The sequence below is a fragment of the Bradyrhizobium sp. Ken01 genome (genome assembly GCF_055807355.1).
This window is the reverse complement of record NZ_JBVVPC010000003.1, coordinates 27,060-46,382: the sequence shown is the minus strand read 5'-3', so window position 1 is coordinate 46,382 and position 19,323 is coordinate 27,060. Positions and strand designations below refer to the sequence as shown.

Here is a 19,323-nt window from a genome sequence, read left to right as displayed (position 1 = left end):
CATGAAGCTGCTGCTGCTCAACCCGAACACCAGCACCGCAGTCACGCAGCTGATGACGGGAGTCGCTCAGCGCGCGGCCGCGCCCGGCACCGAGCTGATCCCCTGCACCGCCATCCGCGGCGTGCCCTACATCTCGACGCGCACCGAGGCACAGATCGGCGGTGCCATTGCGCTGGAGATGCTGGCCGGGCAGCATCGCAAGGTCGACGCAGCGATCATCGCCGCCTTCGGCGACCCCGGCCTGTTCGCCGCGCGCGAAACTTTCGACATTCCCGTGGTCGGCATGGCGGAAGCGGCGATGCTGACCGCCTGCATGGCCGGACGGCGCTTCGCCATCGTCACCTTCGCCCAGGCGCTCGGCCCCTGGTACGAGGAATGCGTCCGCGCCCACGGCCTGTGGGAGCGCTGCGCCGGTATCCGTATGCTCGACACGCCGTTCCAGGCGATCTCCGAAGTCGGCACCGAGAAGGAGGATGTGCTGGTCGATCTCGCCCGGCGCGCGATCGTGGAGGACGACGCCGACGTGCTGATCTTTGCGGGTGCGCCGCTCTCGGGCCTCGCCGAGCGCGTCGCCGACCGGATCCCCGTCCCCGTCGTCGATCAAGTCATCGCCTCGGTGAAGCAGGCTGAGGCGCTGGTGGCGCTACGCCTCCGCAAGGCAACTGCAGGCACGTACCGCCGCCCCGCCGCCAAACCCACACTTGGCCTTGCCGAGGCGCTCGCCGCCCGGCTCGAGCATCGCGACAGCTAGGGAAGCTTCGGCCAACGATGGGAAAAACCGAGTTCGTTCTCGATGGCACGGCCGAAGCCAAACAGGCGGGATTCGCATCCCGGTGGTGCGATGATCTGGATGCCGAACGGCAGCTCGCTCTCCCCTCGCGGCGCCGGCAGCGTCAGCACCGGGAAGCCGACCAGCGACACGATGAAGGTGACGGCGAGATAATCGATCGGCGTCTCCAGCGCAGCGCCATCGATCGCGGCGACGTCGCTGATTTCATTGGGCCAGGGCAAAACGGACGCCGCCGGCGCCACCAGGAAATCGGTGTGGCTGAACAGCTCGCGAAAGCTGCGGTAGATGCCGGTGCGGCACCGCTCGGCGTTGAGATAGTCCTCCGCGGAGAGCTTTGCGCCCGCCTCGATATTCCAGATCACGGCGGGCGTGAGCTCGGCGCGGCGCGCCTTCAGCAGCTCTCCATAGCTGTTGGCGATGTGCGCGCCGCGCAGCGTCCGAAATGTCTCGATCGCACCGCCGCAATAGGGCGCGGACGGTACCACATCGGCAACGACCGCGAGTGCCTCGCAGGCCGCGGCGAACCGCGCACGGACATCGCGCGCCACGGGCGCGACACCGAAATCGGGCGTCACTGCGATCCGGGGACGGATTACAACCGGCCGCTCGTCATTGACGACGCCCATCGAGAGCGGGTCGTGCGCATCGCCCCCCGCACAGACCGACAGCGCCAGTTCGAGATCGTCGACGCCGCGGGCCAGAAAACCTTGGGTGGCGAGCATGTCCCAGCCGAGCGGGCGGCGCGGCGACGGAATCCGGCCGGGCGTCGGCCGGATCGAGGCGACATCACAAAAACTTGCGGGGGTGCGCACGGAGCCGCCGAAATCGGTGCCATGGGCCAGCGGCACCATGCCGGCCGCGACCGCAACCGCGGAGCCGCCGGAGGATCCGCCCGAGGTCAGCGCGGGATTGAAGGGATTGCGGGTCGGCCCACGCAATTTGTTGGTGCAGACCGCGCCGAAGCCGAATTCGGGCGTGTTGGTCTTTCCCAGAATGATCGCGCCGGCGCGCCGCAGCCGCGCGACCACGAGATCGTCTTCGGCCGGAACGTGATCGCGAAACAGAGCCGATCCGTACGTGGTCGCGAGTCCCGCGGTGTCAGTGAGGTCCTTGATCCCTATTGGCACGCCATGCAGCGCGCCGATCGGCGCGGGCGCGGCGTCGCAGACATCAGCGGCACGGCGGGCCCCCTCCGCATCGACAGTCACGAATGCCGCCAATTGCACGTCACTGTGCGCAATCCGCGCCAGATGCGCCTCGACGACCTCACGCGAGGACAGCTGGCCCTTCGCGATGGCGCGCGCGAGGATTGTGGCGGTGAGATCGCAGATCGATGTCATCGCCCCACCATGCCAAACCTCGAATCGAAAAGCGACCAGCCCGGGCACGAGACTTGCTTTCTTCCTCGGGAGAACGGGAGGCAACATCATGGCTGAAGCGCAAGGCGGCCGATCGCTCGTCGTCGACGCCGTCACCCACCGCTATCCGAGCGGCGCGCTCGCGGTCGAGAACATCAATCTCGACATCAAAGGGGGCGAGATCATCGCCCTGCTCGGCCCCTCCGGCTGCGGCAAGACAACGCTGCTGCGCATCATCGCCGGCTTCATCGCGCAGACGCAAGGGCGGATCATCATCGGCGACGACATCGTCGACGCGCTGCCGCCGAACCGTCGCGCGGTCGGCATCGTGTTCCAGAACTACGCACTATTCCCCCATCTCAGCATCAGCGAGAACGTCGCTTACGGGCTTGCCGCGCGCGGCATCGACAAGGCGACCCGCCAACGCGAAGCGCAGCGCCTGCTGGATTTGGTGCAGCTGCCGACCATGTCGGAACGGTTGCCACGGCAGCTCTCCGGCGGCCAGCAGCAGCGCGTGGCGCTCGCTCGCGCGCTGGCGATCAAGCCGTCGATCCTGCTGCTCGACGAGCCCTTTGCCGCGCTCGACAAGAATTTGCGGCTGGACATGCAGATCGAGGTCAAGCGGCTGCAACGCGTCTCCGGCATCACCACGCTGATCGTGACCCATGACCAGGAAGAGGCGCTGTCGATGGCCGATCGCGTCGCCGTGCTGAGCCACGGCAAGCTCGAGCAGTTCGGATCGCCATCGGACGTCTATGACCGGCCGCAGACGCTGTTCGTCAACACGTTTGTCGGAGCCAGCAACCGCATGACTGGCGTCGTCGTCTCGGCGGATCGGACGGCAGCAAAAGTCCGTCTCGATGCCGGCGCGGAAATTATCGCGCGCCCCGCCGGCGGCGCTCTCACCGAAGGCGGCCGCGTCACCGTGTGCATCCGCCCCGAGCATCTGCAATTCGTCGGTGACGAGACCGGCTTTGCCGGCGTAGTCGGCATGTCGCTGCCGTTAGGAGCCACCGTGGTCCACGAGGTCAGGACCGCCGACGGCTCCGGCGTCAAGATTTCCCAGGCGCGCATCGGCGAGACGCGCACGCTGGAGAGCGGCGCCGCGGTACGCCTTGCCCCGCTCGCCCCATCGCTCGCCAACGCTTTTCCAGCAACGCTTTAGATCCAGTCTCTGTCCAGAGGGAGTTCGACATGATTATGAACCGCCGAAGCCTGATGACGACCGCACTCACACTCGGCGCCATGAAGGCGTTTCCCGGCCTTAGCTTTGCTCAAGCCCGCCCGCTGGTGTTTGCGACCTTTACCGGAAGCTGGGAGGAGGCGCACAAGGCCGTGCTGGTCCCGGCCTTTCGCAAGGCCAACGCGGACGCCGCGATGGTGCTCGACCCCATGCTCTCTGTCGACCAGATCGCCAAGGTGAACGCCGCCAAGGCCAATCCGCCGATCGACGTCATGCTGCATGATCCCGGCCCAGCCCTGGTCGCGATCGGCCAGGATCTCGTCGAGCCATACCCCGTCGAGAAGAGCGCCTATTACAAGGACCTGATCGCCGAGGCCCAGGAGCCGATGGGCCCTGCCCCCTTCTTTCAGGTCGTCGGCCTCACCTACAATCCGGAAGCCGTCAAGACGCCGCCGACCTCCTGGGCCGATCTGTGGAAGCCCGAGTTCAAAGGCCGCGTCGGCATCACCAACCTCAACTCGACGCTCGGCACCGGCTGGCTGGTCGAGATCGCCAAGATGCGCGGCGGCTCGGAGGCCAATGTCGATCCCGGCTTCAAGGCGATCGAGGAGCTGAAGCCCAACCTCGCCGCGGTGGCCGCCAATCCCGGCGCGCTCGCCACCCTATTCCAGCAGGGCCAGATCGACATCTCGCCCGGCAATTTCAACGCCATCCAGATCCTGAAGGCGCGCGGCGTGCCGGTCGAGTTCGTGGCGCCGAAGGAAGGTGCCATTGCCTTCAAGACCACGATCCACATCGTCAAGAACTCGCCCAACCGCGAGCTCGCCTTCAAGCTGATCGAGGCGTCGTTGACGCCGGAAGTGCAGACCACGCTGATGAATCCGCCCTACTTGATCGTTCCGACCAATTCCAAGGTCACCATGGGCGGCGAGATCGCGCGCGTGCTCGCCAAGGACACCGCGGAGCTGAAGCAGAAGTTCGTATTCCAGGACTGGAAGAAGATCAACGAGCAGCGCTCGGCCTGGATCGAGCGCTTCAACCGCGAGATCAAGATCTAGCGCCATGGGCACAGCGCCGGCGTCACGAGACGTCACGTCCTACGGAATGGGATTGGCAGCGCCGCTGGCGCTGTTCTTCCTGGTGTTCTTCGTGGCGCCGCTGCTCCAATTGCTGTGGCTCTCGCTGCACAACGACACCGCCGCGCTCCATTGGGGGCTCAGCCAGTATCAGCAGTTCCTCACAGATCCCTTCAGCCTCAGCGTGCTCGGCTCGACGCTGCTGCTGGGGGCGGAGGTGACGGCCGTCTGCCTCGTGCTCGGCTTTCCCATCGCATGGCTCTACCAGCGGGTCGGGCCGCGGCTTCAGACCATCATCATCCTGATCGTGCTGCTACCGCTTTTGACCAGCGTCGTGGTCCGGACCTTCGCGTGGATCGTCATTCTCGGCCGCCAGGGCATCATCAACGCGACGCTGCAATCCCTCGGCATCATCGATACGCCGTTGAAGCTGCTCTACACCCAGTTCGGCGTGGTGCTCGCGCTGGCGCAGGTGCAGATGCCGCTGATGACGTTGCCCCTGATCACCGCGCTCGGCCGCATCGATTCCAATCTCGACGATGCCTCCTGCTCGCTCGGCGCCGGAAGCTGGCGCACCTTCTTCAAGATCGTGCTGCCGCTGTCGCTGCCCGGCGTGATCGCCGGATGCACGCTGACCTATGCCGCCGCGATCACGGCCTTCATCACCCAGTCTCTGATCGGCGGCGGGCAGATGTTGTTCATGCCGATGTATCTCTACCAGCAGGCTTCGACGCTGCAGAACTGGCCGTTTGCCTCCGCAATCTCGATCATCTTTCTGCTCGCCGTGCTCGCGGTCGTCTCGCTCTTCACCACGCTCGGCCGCCTGTCGCGCGGCTACGGAGGCGCATCATGAGCGGGCGCAAACGTACCCTGGAGGCGTTCAGCTTCGAGCTGGTCATGACCGTGGTCGCCGTGATCGCGCTGATCGTCATCATCGCGCCGTCGCTGGTGGTGCTGATCGTCTCCTTCACCAGCGGCTTCTCTCTGCGTTTCCCGCCGCCGGGCTATTCGCTGCGCTGGTACGCCGAATTGTGGAACGCCTGGCAGCTGCACTTCGCCGCCAAGAACAGCCTCATGGTGGCGCTGTGGGCGACGGGCCTGTCCGTCGTGCTCGGCGTTGCCGCCGCGCTCGCGATCTCGCGCTCGCCGACGCTCTCGGCGCGGCTGCTCGATTCCCTGTTCATGTCGCCGCTGGTGCTGCCGGCGCTGGCCTTCGGCCTTGCCGCATTGATGCTGTTCTCGCTGGTGGGACTTCCGGTGTCGCCGCTGACATTGGTGATCGGCCACACCGTGGTCTGCGTGCCCTATGTCGTGCGCAACACGATTGCGGCGCTTGCCCAGCTGGAGCCGACCCTGCTGGAAAGTTCGGCCGTGCTGGGCGCCAGCCGCATCTACACGTTCCGCCGCATCGTGCTGCCGCTGATCCGGCCGGGCATCATCGCGGGCGCCTTCATCGCCTTCATGTCGTCGTTCGACAATGTGCCGGTGTCGCTGTTCCTGCGCGACGCCGCCACCGACATGCTGCCGATCCGGATGTGGCAGGACCTCGAGGGCAAGCTCGACGTCACCATCGCCGCGCTCTCGGGCGTGCTGATCATTGCGACGGTCGCGCTGGTCGCGATCATGGAGCGCGTCACGGGATTGTCGAGGCGGCTGACCAACTGATCAGGCGCCGCGGAACAGCGAGTAGCCCCAGCGCGTGAATTTCAGCGGCAGATGAAAATGCTCGTCAACAGCCTTGATGCGGAAACGGAACGGCGTCACCGTGAGAAAACCGTCGCGCTCGCCAAAGAACTCGCCGAGATGAAACAGGACCTCGTACTCGCCTGCCGTCACGCCCGCGCCCTCGGAAATGGGATGATCGAGCACGCCATTCGCGCCGAGCCTGCCGTCGGCGACGCGCGAGGAGTCCGGACCGATCCGCCAGATCTCGACGCGCAGGCCCTGCGCCGGGCGTCCGCTCGCCACATCGACCGCGTGAATGGAAATGCCGCCTGCCACAATGTTCCTCCAATGAACGCAGCGCCATGGTAGACGCAAACACGGCCGTTCGGCCAGCGCCCGCATTGTTGCCGGCGCTTGGCGCCATGACCTCGCTTCAGGCGCTGGTGGCGCTGGCTCTGTTCGCGCCGGGCGTGGTGGCACCGCGCGCCCATATCGAGGTCTGGCAGCTCTCGATATTCTCCTGCGCCGTGTTCGCGGTCGGCATTCCCGCCTCGTTCTGGGGCGGCGGGTTCATCGCTCGCCTCGGGTCGCTGCGGATCGCGAGCCTCTGCGCGGCGGTGATCGTCGCCAGCATGGCGCTGGCTTCGCTCGGCTCGACGGCGGCCCTGTTCGCAGCCGGCCTCTGTCTTGGCCTCGCCTTCGGACCGGAGACGCCCGCAAGCGCGGCGCTGCTGGCGCGGCTCGTGACGGCCGAGCGGCGCGCACTCGTGTTCTCGGTTCGCCAGACCGGAAACCAGATCGGCGCCATCTGCGGCTCGCTGGTTCTGCCCGCGATCGCAATCTCGCTTGGACCCGCCTGGTGCTATGCCGCCGTGAGCGCGTGTGCGCTGCTGGCGATGGCGTGGTTCGAGCGCCTGCGTCCGGCGTACGCCGCCAAGGTCATTCCACAGCCGGAGCTTGGCCTTCGCATGCGGCTGGCACTGGTGACCGCGGACCGGCGCATCGCAATGCTGGCGCTGGCCTCGATGCCGTTCAGCGCGATGCAGGTGTCGCTCAATACGGTCTTCGTCACGCTCGGCACCCGCGAGCTCGGCCTCAGCCATGTCGAGGCCGGCATGGCGCTTGCTTGCGCCCAAGCCGGCGGCCTGATCGGCCGGCTCGGCTGGGGCCTCGTCGCAACGCGCCTCAATGCCTCGCGCGGAGTTCTCGTCGTCATCGGCCTCGGCATGACTTTCTGCGCCGCGCTGCTGAGTCTCGATGGCGCATCGCTCGGACGGACCGGCCAGTTCGCGATTGCAGCTCTGTTCGGCCTGACGGCATCGGGCTGGAACGGTGTCTTCGTGGCCGAGATCGCACGTCTCGCTCCGCAGGACAGGATTGGCGAGACCACCGGCGCGGTGCTGACAGCATCCTATGCCGGCCTCTTGGCAGCACCGGCGCTGGTGTCGCTCCTGGACGGCGCAGCCAGTCTTGGTGCCGCCTTCTTCGCCTTGGCGTGCCTCGCCCTCTGCGGCACATTGGCACTGATCTGGGGAGGCCATGACAAAGGGAAGAAGTAGCGCGTGCGAGATTGCGGCCGACGTCTCCGCCGGACGAACGAGTGCGGTCGAGACCGCCAAGGCCGCGCTTGCGCGCATCGAGGCCGCCAAGGCGCTGAACGCAGTGGTGACGACCGCTCCCGCGCGTACGCTTGCCGACGCCGCAGCGGTCGATGATCGCCTGCGCGCCGGCGTGACGATGCCGCTCGCCGGCGTCCCCGTCGTCATCAAGGACAACATCTGGGTCGGCGACTGGCGTGTGACACAGGGCTCGCGCCTGTTCGCCGAATTCGTCGCGCCGCGGGATGCGATTGCGATCGAGCGGCTGCGCAAGGCCGGCGCCGTCGTCGTCGGCATCGGCGCAACGTCGGAATTCGCCTGCAAGGGCGTGACCACCTCGCCGCTGTATGGGCCAACGCGGCATCCGCTCGATCTCACGTTGACGCCCGGTGGCTCGTCGGGCGGCCCTGCCGCCGCGGTTGCGGCCGGCCTCGTGCCGCTAGCGATCGGCACCGATGCGGGCGGCTCGAGCCGCAGGCCGCCGGCTCATGTCGGCGTCGCCGGGTTCAAACCGTCCTATGGCGCGATCCCCTATGGGCCCGGCTTCGCCGAACCGTTCTTCAGCCTCTCCGTCATCGCGCCGATCGCCACTGACATTGCCGATATCGCGCTAGCGTTCGAGGCCATGGCCGGCGTCGATCCGCGCGACCCGGATTCAGCGGGCATCGCTCAAGAGGCCAAAAACATCGCCGGTCTGCGCATCGCGTTTTCGCCGCGCCTGGGGCTCGACGTCGCCGTCGATGATGTTGTCGCTGACGGGCTCGTTTTCGCCATCGCGCGTCTCTCCGCCGCAGGCCTCGGCATCGCGCAGCGCGATCCCGTCTGGCCGGCGGGCGCTACGGAAGAGGCCATCATGCCGCTTCAGCACGCCGGCCTCGCCGCACTCTATCGAGACGCCTTCCGCGAGGATCCGACCGTCTTCGATCCTGACATCGCCAGACAGATCGAGCGAGGACTGACGTGGTCGGGCGCCGATGTTGCCGGTGCGCTGCTGGCAAGCGCCGCGATCGCCAATGCTTTCGCGGCATTCTTCGCCGAGGTCGATCTGCTGTTGGCGCCGACCGTCCCCTGTGTCGCGTGGCCATTCACCCAGCTCGGACCCGAGACGATCGGTGGCCGCGCGGCGAGCCCGCGCGCGCACGCGGTGTTCACGCCCTTTGTCAATCATGCCCGCCTGCCGGCGATTTCGATACCGTGCGGAACGGATCGGCGCGGACTTCCATTCGGCCTTCAGGTCATCGCCGCGCGCGGACAAGACCGCACGCTGCTTGAAGCAGCGCAAGAGATCGAGGCCATGTTGCGAACGTAGTCCCGAGAGGCGCTCGGTGCGTTAATTGCCCGCTCAGTCTCCCAGCGGCCCTTTGGCGTCCCCGCCGCTCCCCTTCAGCAACTCGTATTTGATCCGCCGCATGCGTGCCTGGGCTTCGAGCGGCTTGCAATAGGCAGTTGACGCTGCGAGCAGGTCGATGGTGGCGAGAAATGCATAGCGCGACGCCGTCGGCTTGAGCGCGTCGGGCGCTTCGGGCACGTGTACGCCAAGCGCAATATCGGCGATCGAGGCCAGCCTGCTTTGCGGCTTGGTAATTGCGACGACCAAGGCGCCGTATTGTTTGGCGATACTGGCTGCTTCGATCACCTCGTTCGCTGCACCGGTGGTCGAGATGGCAACGACGACATCATCCCGTCCGAAGGTCGCGGCAATCATGCGCATCAAGCTCGGATCGGAGGCATGCGAGACGGCAATCCCAAGACGAAAAAACCGGTTCTGAACCTCCGCCGCCACAAGAGTGGAACCGCCCCCTACCCCGAACGCTGCAAGCTTCGAACAGCGGGAGATAGCTTCGGCAGCCCTCTCGATGTCCTCCTTGCGAAGTCCTTCCTCGGCAGCGGCGATCGCACGACGAATTTCCTGAAACACCGACCGCCAGAGTGCGGGGCGCGCCAGATCGGTTCCGACATGCGGGGGAAGCTCAACGTAAATCCGCCCGACCGCCATTGCTTGAGCCAGCCTCACCTTGAGGTCGCGGACGCCCCGGCAACCGACGGAGCGACTGAACCGAGTTACCGTCGGCTCGCTGACGCGCGCCCGAAGAGCCAACTCGGAATTGCTGGCGTGAACGGCAAACTCCATATCGGCCAGCAGCACCGTGGCAACGCGTTGCTCGGACGGGCTGAGGCTTGGAGCGCTCTGCCTGATGAGGGAGATGATGTCGCCGGCCACGACATTGTCGTCGCCGGGCGGCTTCGAGACTGCTGCACCAACGGCTCTCGCCGGGTGATTTCGCTTTGCACGCGCCATTGCCCGCCCTCCCCCAGGTCAGATCAACCTGCGCCCTTGGCAAGAAGCTGCCGTAAGAAACCTTCAGTATCGACCAAACGTATATCGCCATGCCTCATCAAGAATAGCATTTTTCGCTTGATAATCGTCGAATTGTGTATGTAACTTTCAAACAAGCAATAGCGTGCCATCGGCCCAACAGCTGAAAGGCACATCCCCTGCACCGGGAAGCAGGCGGTCCAACAAGGCGGGAGGGCGATCATGAGATACGGTCCAAGTGTCTTGATGCGTAGCGTCGTGGGGCTGGCCACCGCGTCGTTCTTGATTGCGCAGGCCAATGCCGCCACCCTGCTGCGCGAAGCCACAATCGGAGAACCGCCGCCGCTCGATGTCATGCTGACGACAGCCGACGTCGCATCGGTCATCGGCCGCCACATCTTCGAGACCCTGTATGCCCTGGACTCGACCTACACGCCGCGTCCGATGCTGGCCGAGAGCGATCGCACGGAAGACGGCGGTCGGACCATCGTCATCAAGCTCCGCGAAGGTGTCCTCTTCCACAACGGCAAGGAGATGACCGCCAAGGACGTGGTCGCCTCGATGACGCGATGGGGCAGTTTCGGTGCGCGCGGCAAGCTCCTGATGGCGGCGGCTACGTCGGTCGAGGCGACCGGAAAGTATGAAGTCACGCTGAAATTATCCGCGCCGAACGGCGCCTGGAAGGCTCTCATTGCGGACGTAAATGGGGGTCTTGCGATCTATCCGGAAGACATTGCCGCCAAAGCGGGAAACCGGCCGATCGAGCAAAAGGACTATATCGGCACCGGGCCTTACAAGTTCGTGGAGTGGCGGCCGAACCGCTATGTCGAGGTGGAGAGGTTCGAGGGCTACAAGCCGGTGAAGGAAAAGGGCGACGGTTTCGCCGGCGCCCGCGTTGCAAGCTTCGACAAGATCCGGTTCATTCCGGTGCCTGACGTCGGCACGCGCGTGAGCGGCGTGCAGGCGGGTGACTACGACTACGCGGAAATGATCTCCGGCGATCTGTACGAGTCCCTGAGGAAAGATCCATCGGTTCAGGTGCAGCGTACCAACGCGCCGATCTTCGGCCTGTTCTTCATGAACTCGAAGCAAGGAATCCTGAAGGACAATTACAAGCTCCGCCGCGCCATCCAGACCGCGCTGGACAAGTCGCAGGCGCTGCGCGTCGCCTTCGGTCCCAAGGACCTGTGGAATGCCGAGGGATCGATCTTTCCCAACGGCACACCCTGGTACTCAACCGAAGGCGTCTCCAATTACAGTGCGCACGATCCGAAGAAGGCCAAGGAGCTCGCAAAGGAGGCGGACTACACGGGGACGCCGATCCGCCTGCTGGTCTCGACGAACTATCAGGCACACTATGACGAGGCCTCCGTCTTCACCCGCCAGCTAGCCGATGCCGGCATCAATGTTCAGATGATGGTCGTCGATTGGGCGACCCTTCTGAAGATGCGGGGCCAGCCGGAACAGTGGGACATCTTTGTCACCCACCATTCCTTCGCACCTGATCCGTTGCTGCTCACGTTCCTCAATGCGAGCTATCCCGGCTGGTGGGACAGCCCCGAGATCGGCTCGCTTAGGACTGAGTTGATCAACACGACCGATCCAGCCGCGCGCAGGTCGACATGGGACAAGATCCAGTCGCTGATCTACGAGCAGGTACCCGTGATGAAAGTAGGCGATGCCTACACCTATGACATTGCTTCTCCCAAGCTCAAGGGGCTCAACCCAAACGGTCCCGTGTTCTGGAATGTGTCCACGAGGTAAGGACAGGCAATGAGGCCGCGAAGACTGTCGAGCGCCGGCGCCGGCGCGCATCGCTGCCGCTGATCAGGCGCTCAATCACATGTGGTCTTACGCATTCAAGCGCGCAGGAACGACGGCGGTGACGCTGCTGGCAGCGTCCATCATCATCTTCGCGTTCATCCATATCGTGCCGGGTGACCCGATTTACGTTCTGCTCGGTGATACCGCGACTCCCGACCAGATCGACGCCTTGCGACACCAACTCGGTCTCGACCAACCGATCATCCTGCAATATCTCACTTGGGCCGGCCATGTTCTCGAGGGCGACCTCGGGCGGTCGATCTTCTTCCAGGCGCCCGTGCTGTCGGTGATTGCCGATGGCGCCGAGACCAGCACCTTACTCGCCACCATGACGATGATCTGGGTTGCGGTCATCGGGGTGCCGATCGGCATGATTGCGGCGGTCCGGCACGGCACGTGGCTCGATCAGGGATTGTCCGGTGGGGCGATGCTGATGGCCTCGATACCCACGTTCTGGGTCGGGCTCTATCTGATCCTGATCTTTGCCGCCTGGCTCGGCTGGTTTCCGAGCTCCGGTTATCCATCGATCTTCGAAGGCGGTGTCATCAATCTCCGCTATCTCGTTCTCCCCAGCCTGGCGCTTGCGGCTCCGAATGCCGCTTTGATCCTGCGGCTGACGCGCGCCAGCATGCTCGACGTCTCCCGCGAGGACTACGTGCGCACGGCGCGCGCAAAGGGAATCCGGCCGTGGCAGGTCGTGCGCCGCCACATCTGGCGCAATGCACTCCTGGCGGTCGTCTCGGCATTTGGCTTCACCTTCGCCGCGCTGCTGTCCGAAGCGGTGGTGACCGAAACCGTGTTTGCCCTGCCCGGCATCGGCCGGCTCGTCGTTCAGTCGATCCTTCGCCGAGACTACCCTGTGATCCAGGGCGTCATCCTGGTCATCGTGGTGGTTTATCTCCTGATCAATTTGATCGTCGATCTGAGCTATCGTCTGCTCGATCCGCGGGTTGAACTTCAATGAGCAGCAACAGCGTGATCTTGTGGCTCAAGCCGTTCATCGCCCGCCCGATCGCGCTGGCCGGACTCGGGGTCCTTCTGGCGACCGTGCTCGCCGCGGTCTTCGCACCCTGGCTGTCGCCTTACGATCCGTATGCCATCGATCCCCTGATCCGCCTGACGCCCCCGAACGTGACCCACTGGTTCGGCACCGACCAATTCGGCCGGGATACCCTGTCGCGTACCATTCATTCAGCACGCATGGCACTTCTGATCGGTTCGGGCGTGGTCGTCTTCGCTCTCGCGACCGGCGTTCCGGCCGGCGTACTTTCCGCTCTGTTCCCGCGGCTGGGTCACCTGCTGATGCGCATGGTCGACGTGCTGATGGCCTTTCCGACTCTGCTTCTCGCACTTGGCCTGATTGTCATCTTGAGCCCGAGTGTGGCCACCGTCATTCTGGCCATCGGGATCGGCTACATGACGACGACCACCCGCATCGTCTACGGACTGACACTGCGCTTGCGCGCGGAAACCTATGTCGAGGCGTCCCGCAGCATGGGCGCCGGAGCGGCATGGCTCATCAGTCGGCACATCTTGCCGAACCTCGTCTCGCCACTTCTCGTGCAGGCCAGCTTCGTCTTCGCGTTCGCGCAGCTCGGCGCGGCTTCACTCGATTTCCTGGGCCTCGGCGCCCCGCCGGACATTCCGAGCTGGGGCAATATGCTGGCGGAATCACGGACCTTCATCACCCGCGCTCCGTGGCTGCTGTTCTTCCCGGGCATGATGATCGTGGCGACGGCATTTTCTCTGAACTTGGTCGGCGATGCATTGCGCGATCGACTCGATCCGCGGTTCCGTCAAGTCTTCGGTGAGAAGGGTTAGGCCGTGCTGACAGTTTGCGACCTTACGGTGTCAGTGGGGCCGGAAACCGCGCCGGTCGACATCGTCGCGGGCGTGTCCTTCGGCTTGGCCAAGGGCGAGATCCTCGGCCTCGTCGGCGAGTCCGGTTGTGGAAAGAGCATGACCTCGCTTGCGGTCATGGGATTGCTGCCGCAGCCCGGTCCCCGGGTCCGGGCCGGGCGGGTCCTGTTAGAGGGCTGCGACGTAACGCAGCTGCAGCCCTGGCAACGTGTCGAAGCCGGCCACGGCCGCATGGCAATGATCTTTCAGGAGCCGATGACCTCACTCAACCCTGTACGTCGGATCGGCGATCAGATCGCGGAAGCCGTGCGCGTACATGAGGGGATTTCGGGCGCAGCGGCGCTCATCCGTGCCCGCGAACTGCTCGAGCTGGTGCGTATGCCGGACCCCAAAATGCAGCTGTCCGCGTACCCGCATCAGTTGTCCGGAGGACAACGCCAGCGGGTCATGATCGCGATTGCGCTGGCCTGCAGGCCACAGGTGCTGGTCGCCGATGAACCGACCACCGCGCTGGATGTCACCATACAGGTTCAGATTCTCGGGCTCTTGCGCGAGCTCTGCAATCGGTTGGATATGGCGATATTGTTCATCACCCATGACATGGGAGTCATTGCGCAGCTCGCCGATCGCGTCGCCGTCATGTATGCCGGCCGGATCGTGGAAACCGCTGCAGTCGATGCGCTGTTCGGCGCACCGCGTCACCATTACACCCGCGGACTGATGGATTGCATGCCGTCGCGAAATTCCGGCGCGCGCCGGCTGCCAACCATTTCCGGTCAGCCGCCGCTGCCAGGTTCGGTCGCTGCTGGCTGCGTGTTTGCCTTGCGTTGCGCAGCGGTACGCGATGAGTGCCGCGTGGCGACCCCGCCTCGCCTGGAGGCCTCCCAAGGGCACGCGGTGCTTTGTGCGTTTCCGCTGGCCGGCGGGGAGCTGCCATGAGCTGCAATGCCATCCTCGACGTCCGGGACATGATGGTCTCGTTTAGTGCCAGGCGAGCCGGTCGGAAATACCGGGTGCAGGCGGTGGACGGTGTATCGCTGTCGTTGGCCGAAGGCGAGGTCCTCGGGATTGTCGGCGAGTCCGGCTGCGGCAAGACCACGCTGGGCCGCACCCTCGTCGGACTGGTTCAGCCCGACGGCGGCAACATCAAATTGAAGGGAACCGAAATGATCGGAGCCGGCGGCTCCGGCGTCCGCGAGATGCGCCTCAGCGTCCGAATGGTTTTCCAGGATCCCAACGCATCCCTCAACCCACGACGTGCAATTGGAGATTCGGTGGCGGAGGCGGCCGACATCAGCGGCTTCTTCAAGAGCCGCGCCGAGCGCAGCGCGGCCATAGCTGCCACCTTGACGGCCGTCGGGTTGAACCCGTCTTTCGCCGCTCGCTATCCCTACGAGCTGAGTGGCGGGCAGCGGCAGCGGGTCGGAATCGCACGCGCCATTCTTCCCACCCCGTCCATCATCGTCGCCGACGAGCCGGTCTCGGCCCTCGACGTTTCGGTGCAGGCGCAGGTGCTCAATCTGATGATGGATCTGCGTGACCAGTTGAGACTGTCGATGCTCTTCATCTCGCACGACCTTGGCGTGATCGGACAAATCAGCAGCCGCGTTGCTGTCATGTATATGGGCCGGATCGTGGAGCAGGCCGGGACTCGGACGGTGCTGGATCATCCGCTCCACCCCTATACGCGCGCATTGGTGGCAGCAATTCCGAAGCCGGATCCATCGAGGCGGATCCTGGGCGCGATCGAAATGGGTGAACCGCCAAGTCTCTTCACGCGACCGCGCGGCTGTGCATATGCGCCCCGCTGTCCAATGGCCAGCGATCGCTGCCTCGTCGAAGTGCCACAACTTCGATCTGCCGGTGCGGTCGGTAGGACAATCGCCTGCCACAACGCATAACCAGCGAGTGCCGCGCGCGGCGAAATCACGCAACGCCTGATTGATTTCTCCTCTTTTCGAGCGATCCCATCGACGCGGCGGCAGTCCGCGACCGCCAGGCGCATGCAAATTCAGGAAGCCGGACGCCTGTTGCAACGCGATGTTAATCGCGACGCAACATTCAAAATGAGACTGCCCGTTAAGCCGCGTACGGCTCCGGCACGTGCGCTGCATGCGAGTTCGGTTAGCCTCCATTTCAAGAACCGTTGGCCTTGCCCGAATGCCGCACCGCGCGGCGGACGCGTCAGGGCGCGGTGAAAAACAGCGACAAGAGCGCCCAGGGAGGAGAGCAATGTTGAAAGGCAGTCTAGGACTGATCGCGTTGAGCAGCCTGTTACTTTCGGGCACCGCCTTCGCACAGGAGAAGATCAAGGTCGGCGTCACCGCGACGCTCGAAGGCACCTACACCGTGCTCGGCGAGGACGGCATCCGCGGCTTCCAGACGGCCCTCAACGTGCTCGGCAAGAAGGTCGGCGACAAGGAACTCGAATTTGTCATCGCCTCGACCGACGCAACACCGGACTCCGCCGTACGAGCCGTGCGCAAGCTGATCGAACAGGACAAGGTGCAGATCCTGCTGTCACCGCTGTCCGGAGACGAAGGCATCGCGGTCAAAAATTTTGCAAAGACCCATCCCGAACTGACCTTCATCAACGCCGCATCGGGTGCCCAGGAAACGACCTATGTCGATCCCGCTCCGAACTTTTTCCGCTACAACATGGACGGCGCGCAGTGGCAGGTGGGCCTCGGCAAATACGCTTATGACCAAAAGAAGTATCGCAAGATCGCGACCGTCGGCGAAGACTACTCGTTCATCTATACGCAGGTGTTCGGCCTCGTGCTCGAGTTCTGCGGTGCTGGCGGACAGGTCACCAACCGGCAATGGGTGCCGCTCGGCACCAAGGACTTCGCCTCGGTTATCGCCGCACTGCCCGACGACGTCGACGCAATCTATCTCGGCCTCGGCGGCGCCGACGCCGTCAACTTCCTGAATCAGTACCAGCAGGCCGGCGGCAAGGCGCATCTGATGGGCGGCTCGATCATGATCGACCAGACCATCCTGTCGTCCAAGGGAAACGCCAAGAATGCCCTGATCGGCACGCTGGCCGCGAGCGGCCAGGCCGACACCTGGGAGAACCCCAGTTGGCAGAAGTTCGTGAAGGACTATCAGGACGCCTTCCCGCCCAACAAGCGCTTCCCGAGCCCATCTCTGCTCGCTACCAACTACTATGGCTCGACCATGGCGCTGATCCTGGCGCTGCGTCAGGTCAATGGAGATCTCTCCAACAATCAAGCCAAGTACAAGGAGGCCCTTGCCAAGATCGAACTCGACGCACCCAATGGAAAGATCAAGCTGGACTCCAACCGCCAAGCGATCGGCACTAACTTCGTTACCGAGGTTGTCGACGATGGCAAGGGCGCGCTGTTCTCAAAGGTTGTGAACGTAATCCCGAACGTCAACCAAACGCTGGGCTACGATCCCGCGGTGTTCGCCAAAATCGGTTTGCCGAGCCGCACAGTACCGGAATGTAAGAAATACTGACCTAGTCTCGTTCGCGAACGATGACCGGCCGGGGAGAGATTTGCCAGAAGCGCGACACGTGCGCCCTTGCATTCTCTCCCCGGTTGTTGAACGCTAGCAAAAAACACCAAGAGCTTCTGGGAGGAGAGGCATGAGCCGGGCGCTCGCCGTCTTCCACGGCCGCTTTGGTCGGGCGACGGTCTATCAGTTGAACCGCCCTTTCAACATTCACGCACATCGCGAAGGTCATTTGATCTTCCATGTCGGCGGGCGTTCCGCATGCATCGATGTCAGCGATGGACGCTACGAGCTCACCGAAGGTTCCGTCGTCGCGGTCAATCCGTGGGAGCCGCATAATTTCCTGCCGTCCGATCTCGAAGGCGGCGCCGTTTTCTTCGTGCTCTACGTCAATGCGGAGTGGTTTGCGCCCGATGCGCCCGGCGCCGACCGCCTGCGCTTCGGCCGCACCCAGTTCACGCGGTCCGTTGCGCTGGACAAGCATATCAGGCACGCAGCCGCCCTCGTGTGCGGCGCTCCCTCGCTCAACAGCCTCGATGGCGAGCTGAGAGGCCTGATCGACATCTGTTACGACGAAAGCTGGCAACAGGCGGCGACCGCGCGCGATCCGCGCGCAAACGGTTCCGTCACGGATTTTCGTGTGCGCAAGTGCATCAAGATGATGTCGGAGAGTCCTGGCGCCGAGATCGAGCTCGACACCATCGCGCGCGAATCCGGCCTGTCCCGGCCGCATTTCTACCGGCTCTTCCGCACCCAGACCGGCGTTACGCCACACCTCTATCTCAACACGCTGATGATGGAGCAGGCGCTGGAGGCGCTGGTAGCAAGCGAAGCGCCGATCGCCGATATCGGCTTCGATCTCGGTTTCTCGTCGCAGAGCGGATTCACCCGCTTCTTCGCCGCCAATGTCGGCATGGCGCCGACCGATTATCGCCGTGCGGCCAAGGTTTTGCGCGCCTGAGGCCACGCGAAAAGATACTCACGATCAAGCGCCTCCCTTACAGCCGCATTAGGATGCGACAAACGCGGTCCCGAAACGAGGATCGCGCGCGATAGGGAGCGCACGTTCATGGCAGGGCTTGCGGCCGGCAACGGTCTGCGTGCCCCTCCGCCCCGCTTGCTGGGTGAGAGATGGGGTGACGTGAAGACGGAGCGGCGATCATGACCCGCTTTGTCGAACGCCATCCCGCCTGGGCACTGATCGTCATCATCGTGATCGCGGTAGCACTCTGGCTGATTTTCGCGGTGTGGCCGCAGGGCGTCGAAGATGCGTTCGGCCGCAAGCGGGTCTTCCTCAACGCGCTCTTCAACGGCATCACGCTCGGCGGCCTCTATTTCCTCGTTGCCAGCGGCTTTACGCTAATCTTCGGCCTGATGCGCAACGTCAACCTCGCGCACGGCTCGCTCTATTTGTTCGGCGGCTATGTCGGCTATGCCATCAGCGCCGCGACCGGCTCATGGATCCTCAGCTTCATCGTCGCTTTCATCCTGACGGCACTGGTCGGCGTCCTGCTCCAGGTCCTCGTCTTCCGCCGCATGGAAGGCCAGGACCTGCGCCAGACCATGGTGACGATCGGACTCTCGATCGTGTTCGCCGATCTGATGCTGTGGGCCTGCGGCGGCGATTTCTATCAGATCCAGACCCCGAACTGGCTGATCGGACCTGTCGAGCTGCCTCTGGTCACCGCGATCAAATCCTCAGGCGAGCCGGTCTATCTCCGCTATCCCCTGGTTCGACTCGTGATCTTCGCCGCCTCCGTCGTGATCGGCGTGGCGATGTGGCTGGCGCTCAACCGCACGCGCATCGGCATGATCATCCGCGCCGGCGTCGACGATCGCGACATCCTGGCTGCGACCGGGGTACGGATCCAACTCGTTTTCGTGGTGGTGTTTGCGCTCGGCGCCGGCCTCGCCGGAATCGCCGGCGTCGTTGGCGGAACCTTCCAATCGCTCTCGCCAGGCGAAGATATCCGCTTCCTGCTCGCCTCCCTCGTCGTCGTGATCGTCGGCGGGATGGGCTCGATTCCTGGGGCTGCGCTGGGCGCGCTCATCATTGGCCTCGCCGAACAGCTCGGCTCGGTCTACATCCCGACCTACGCCATCGTCGTAACCTTCCTGATCATGGTTCTGGTGCTGGCAATTCGGCCGCAGGGCCTGTTGGCGAGGCGCTGA

At 64.3% G+C, this 19,323-nt stretch carries 18 protein-coding genes; 15 read left to right on the top strand and 3 right to left on the bottom strand.

All coding sequences use genetic code 11. The features are described 5' to 3' along the window. The first annotated feature begins 1 nt into the window (after position 1). Positions 2-751, top strand: coding sequence for an aspartate/glutamate racemase family protein (locus AC0L3S_RS04115; RefSeq protein ID WP_473278170.1), 750 nt, complete (start codon positions 2-4; stop codon positions 749-751). Here AC0L3S_RS04115 and AC0L3S_RS04110 read toward each other — a convergent pair. Then, positions 748-2,130 (bottom strand): amidase, encoded by a 1,383-nt coding sequence (locus tag AC0L3S_RS04110; protein ID WP_473278169.1) that lies wholly within the window; start codon positions 2,128-2,130, stop codon positions 748-750. The genes AC0L3S_RS04115 and AC0L3S_RS04110 overlap by 4 nt on opposite strands. 88 nt (positions 2,131-2,218) lie before the next feature. Between AC0L3S_RS04110 and AC0L3S_RS04105 the strand changes: the two genes are divergently transcribed. From AC0L3S_RS04105 to AC0L3S_RS04090, 4 genes are read left to right on the top strand one after another with little or no spacing between them, the layout of a single operon-like run. Then, a complete protein-coding gene (locus tag AC0L3S_RS04105) occupies positions 2,219-3,313 on the top strand; it encodes an ABC transporter ATP-binding protein (protein ID WP_473278168.1) in 1,095 nt (364 codons plus the stop codon). Between the two features lie 29 nt (positions 3,314-3,342). Continuing rightward, a complete protein-coding gene (locus AC0L3S_RS04100; protein WP_473278167.1) occupies positions 3,343-4,389 on the top strand; it encodes an ABC transporter substrate-binding protein in 1,047 nt (348 codons plus the stop codon). A gap of 4 nt (positions 4,390-4,393) precedes the next feature. Beyond that, positions 4,394-5,260, top strand: coding sequence for an ABC transporter permease (locus AC0L3S_RS04095; protein WP_473258024.1), 867 nt, complete (start codon positions 4,394-4,396; stop codon positions 5,258-5,260). Then, complete coding sequence (locus tag AC0L3S_RS04090) at positions 5,257-6,072, top strand: ABC transporter permease (RefSeq protein ID WP_473278166.1); 816 nt, start codon at positions 5,257-5,259, stop codon at positions 6,070-6,072. Before AC0L3S_RS04095 ends, AC0L3S_RS04090 begins: the two co-directional genes overlap by 4 nt. On the opposite strand, the gene AC0L3S_RS04085 is transcribed toward AC0L3S_RS04090, so the two are convergent. Next, the gene (locus tag AC0L3S_RS04085) at positions 6,073-6,408 is read right to left on the bottom strand and encodes a hydroxyisourate hydrolase (RefSeq protein ID WP_473278165.1); all 336 of its coding nucleotides are present in this window, start codon (positions 6,406-6,408) and stop codon (positions 6,073-6,075) included. 26 nt (positions 6,409-6,434) lie between these two features. On the opposite strand from AC0L3S_RS04085, the gene AC0L3S_RS04080 reads away from it, so the two are divergent. Both AC0L3S_RS04080 and AC0L3S_RS04075 read left to right on the top strand, forming a co-directional pair. Beyond that, positions 6,435-7,631, top strand: coding sequence for an MFS transporter (locus tag AC0L3S_RS04080; protein ID WP_473278164.1), 1,197 nt, complete (start codon positions 6,435-6,437; stop codon positions 7,629-7,631). Then, the gene (locus tag AC0L3S_RS04075) at positions 7,612-8,979 is read left to right on the top strand and encodes an amidase (RefSeq protein ID WP_473278163.1); all 1,368 of its coding nucleotides are present in this window, start codon (positions 7,612-7,614) and stop codon (positions 8,977-8,979) included. The genes AC0L3S_RS04080 and AC0L3S_RS04075 overlap by 20 nt, the downstream gene beginning before the upstream one ends. Before the next feature lie 33 nt (positions 8,980-9,012). On the opposite strand, the gene AC0L3S_RS04070 is transcribed toward AC0L3S_RS04075, so the two are convergent. Next, positions 9,013-9,969, bottom strand: coding sequence for a MurR/RpiR family transcriptional regulator (locus AC0L3S_RS04070; protein WP_473278162.1), 957 nt, complete (start codon positions 9,967-9,969; stop codon positions 9,013-9,015). Between the two features lie 240 nt (positions 9,970-10,209). Here AC0L3S_RS04070 and AC0L3S_RS04065 point away from each other — a divergent pair, with 240 nt between their 5' ends. From AC0L3S_RS04065 to AC0L3S_RS04030, 8 genes are all read left to right on the top strand, one after another. Beyond that, complete coding sequence (locus tag AC0L3S_RS04065) at positions 10,210-11,751, top strand: ABC transporter substrate-binding protein (protein ID WP_473278161.1); 1,542 nt, start codon at positions 10,210-10,212, stop codon at positions 11,749-11,751. Between the two features lie 79 nt (positions 11,752-11,830). Then, a complete protein-coding gene (locus tag AC0L3S_RS04060) occupies positions 11,831-12,775 on the top strand; it encodes an ABC transporter permease (protein WP_473258049.1) in 945 nt (314 codons plus the stop codon). Further along, positions 12,772-13,632 (top strand): ABC transporter permease, encoded by an 861-nt coding sequence (locus AC0L3S_RS04055; protein WP_473278160.1) that lies wholly within the window; start codon positions 12,772-12,774, stop codon positions 13,630-13,632. Before AC0L3S_RS04060 ends, AC0L3S_RS04055 begins: the two co-directional genes overlap by 4 nt. 3 nt (positions 13,633-13,635) lie before the next feature. Beyond that, a complete protein-coding gene (locus tag AC0L3S_RS04050; RefSeq protein ID WP_473258054.1) occupies positions 13,636-14,610 on the top strand; it encodes an ABC transporter ATP-binding protein in 975 nt (324 codons plus the stop codon). After that, entirely contained in the window at positions 14,607-15,572 is a 966-nt protein-coding gene (locus AC0L3S_RS04045) for an ABC transporter ATP-binding protein (protein ID WP_473278159.1), read from the top strand. Before AC0L3S_RS04050 ends, AC0L3S_RS04045 begins: the two co-directional genes overlap by 4 nt. 331 nt (positions 15,573-15,903) lie before the next feature. Further along, positions 15,904-17,154 (top strand): ABC transporter substrate-binding protein, encoded by a 1,251-nt coding sequence (locus AC0L3S_RS04040; RefSeq protein WP_007593010.1) that lies wholly within the window; start codon positions 15,904-15,906, stop codon positions 17,152-17,154. 130 nt (positions 17,155-17,284) lie between these two features. Beyond that, positions 17,285-18,112, top strand: a complete 828-nt coding sequence (locus tag AC0L3S_RS04035) for an AraC family transcriptional regulator (RefSeq protein ID WP_473258059.1) — start codon at positions 17,285-17,287, stop codon at positions 18,110-18,112. 200 nt (positions 18,113-18,312) lie between these two features. Continuing rightward, complete coding sequence (locus tag AC0L3S_RS04030; protein WP_473278158.1) at positions 18,313-19,323, top strand: branched-chain amino acid ABC transporter permease; 1,011 nt, start codon at positions 18,313-18,315, stop codon at positions 19,321-19,323.

Coding starts and splice junctions, on each gene's coding strand:
- AC0L3S_RS04100 (WP_473278167.1), top strand. CDS start 3,343: ATGATTATGAACCGCCGAAGCCTGATGACGACCGCACTCACACTCGGC.
- AC0L3S_RS04035 (WP_473258059.1), top strand. CDS start 17,285: ATGAGCCGGGCGCTCGCCGTCTTCCACGGCCGCTTTGGTCGGGCGACG.
- AC0L3S_RS04110 (WP_473278169.1), bottom strand. CDS start 2,130: ATGACATCGATCTGCGATCTCACCGCCACAATCCTCGCGCGCGCCATC.
- AC0L3S_RS04115 (WP_473278170.1), top strand. CDS start 2: ATGAAGCTGCTGCTGCTCAACCCGAACACCAGCACCGCAGTCACGCAG.
- AC0L3S_RS04070 (WP_473278162.1), bottom strand. CDS start 9,969: ATGGCGCGTGCAAAGCGAAATCACCCGGCGAGAGCCGTTGGTGCAGCA.
- AC0L3S_RS04045 (WP_473278159.1), top strand. CDS start 14,607: ATGAGCTGCAATGCCATCCTCGACGTCCGGGACATGATGGTCTCGTTT.
- AC0L3S_RS04060 (WP_473258049.1), top strand. CDS start 11,831: ATGTGGTCTTACGCATTCAAGCGCGCAGGAACGACGGCGGTGACGCTG.
- AC0L3S_RS04055 (WP_473278160.1), top strand. CDS start 12,772: ATGAGCAGCAACAGCGTGATCTTGTGGCTCAAGCCGTTCATCGCCCGC.
- AC0L3S_RS04030 (WP_473278158.1), top strand. CDS start 18,313: ATGACCCGCTTTGTCGAACGCCATCCCGCCTGGGCACTGATCGTCATC.
- AC0L3S_RS04065 (WP_473278161.1), top strand. CDS start 10,210: ATGAGATACGGTCCAAGTGTCTTGATGCGTAGCGTCGTGGGGCTGGCC.
- AC0L3S_RS04095 (WP_473258024.1), top strand. CDS start 4,394: ATGGGCACAGCGCCGGCGTCACGAGACGTCACGTCCTACGGAATGGGA.
- AC0L3S_RS04105 (WP_473278168.1), top strand. CDS start 2,219: ATGGCTGAAGCGCAAGGCGGCCGATCGCTCGTCGTCGACGCCGTCACC.
- AC0L3S_RS04090 (WP_473278166.1), top strand. CDS start 5,257: ATGAGCGGGCGCAAACGTACCCTGGAGGCGTTCAGCTTCGAGCTGGTC.
- AC0L3S_RS04080 (WP_473278164.1), top strand. CDS start 6,435: ATGGTAGACGCAAACACGGCCGTTCGGCCAGCGCCCGCATTGTTGCCG.
- AC0L3S_RS04040 (WP_007593010.1), top strand. CDS start 15,904: ATGTTGAAAGGCAGTCTAGGACTGATCGCGTTGAGCAGCCTGTTACTT.
- AC0L3S_RS04075 (WP_473278163.1), top strand. CDS start 7,612: ATGACAAAGGGAAGAAGTAGCGCGTGCGAGATTGCGGCCGACGTCTCC.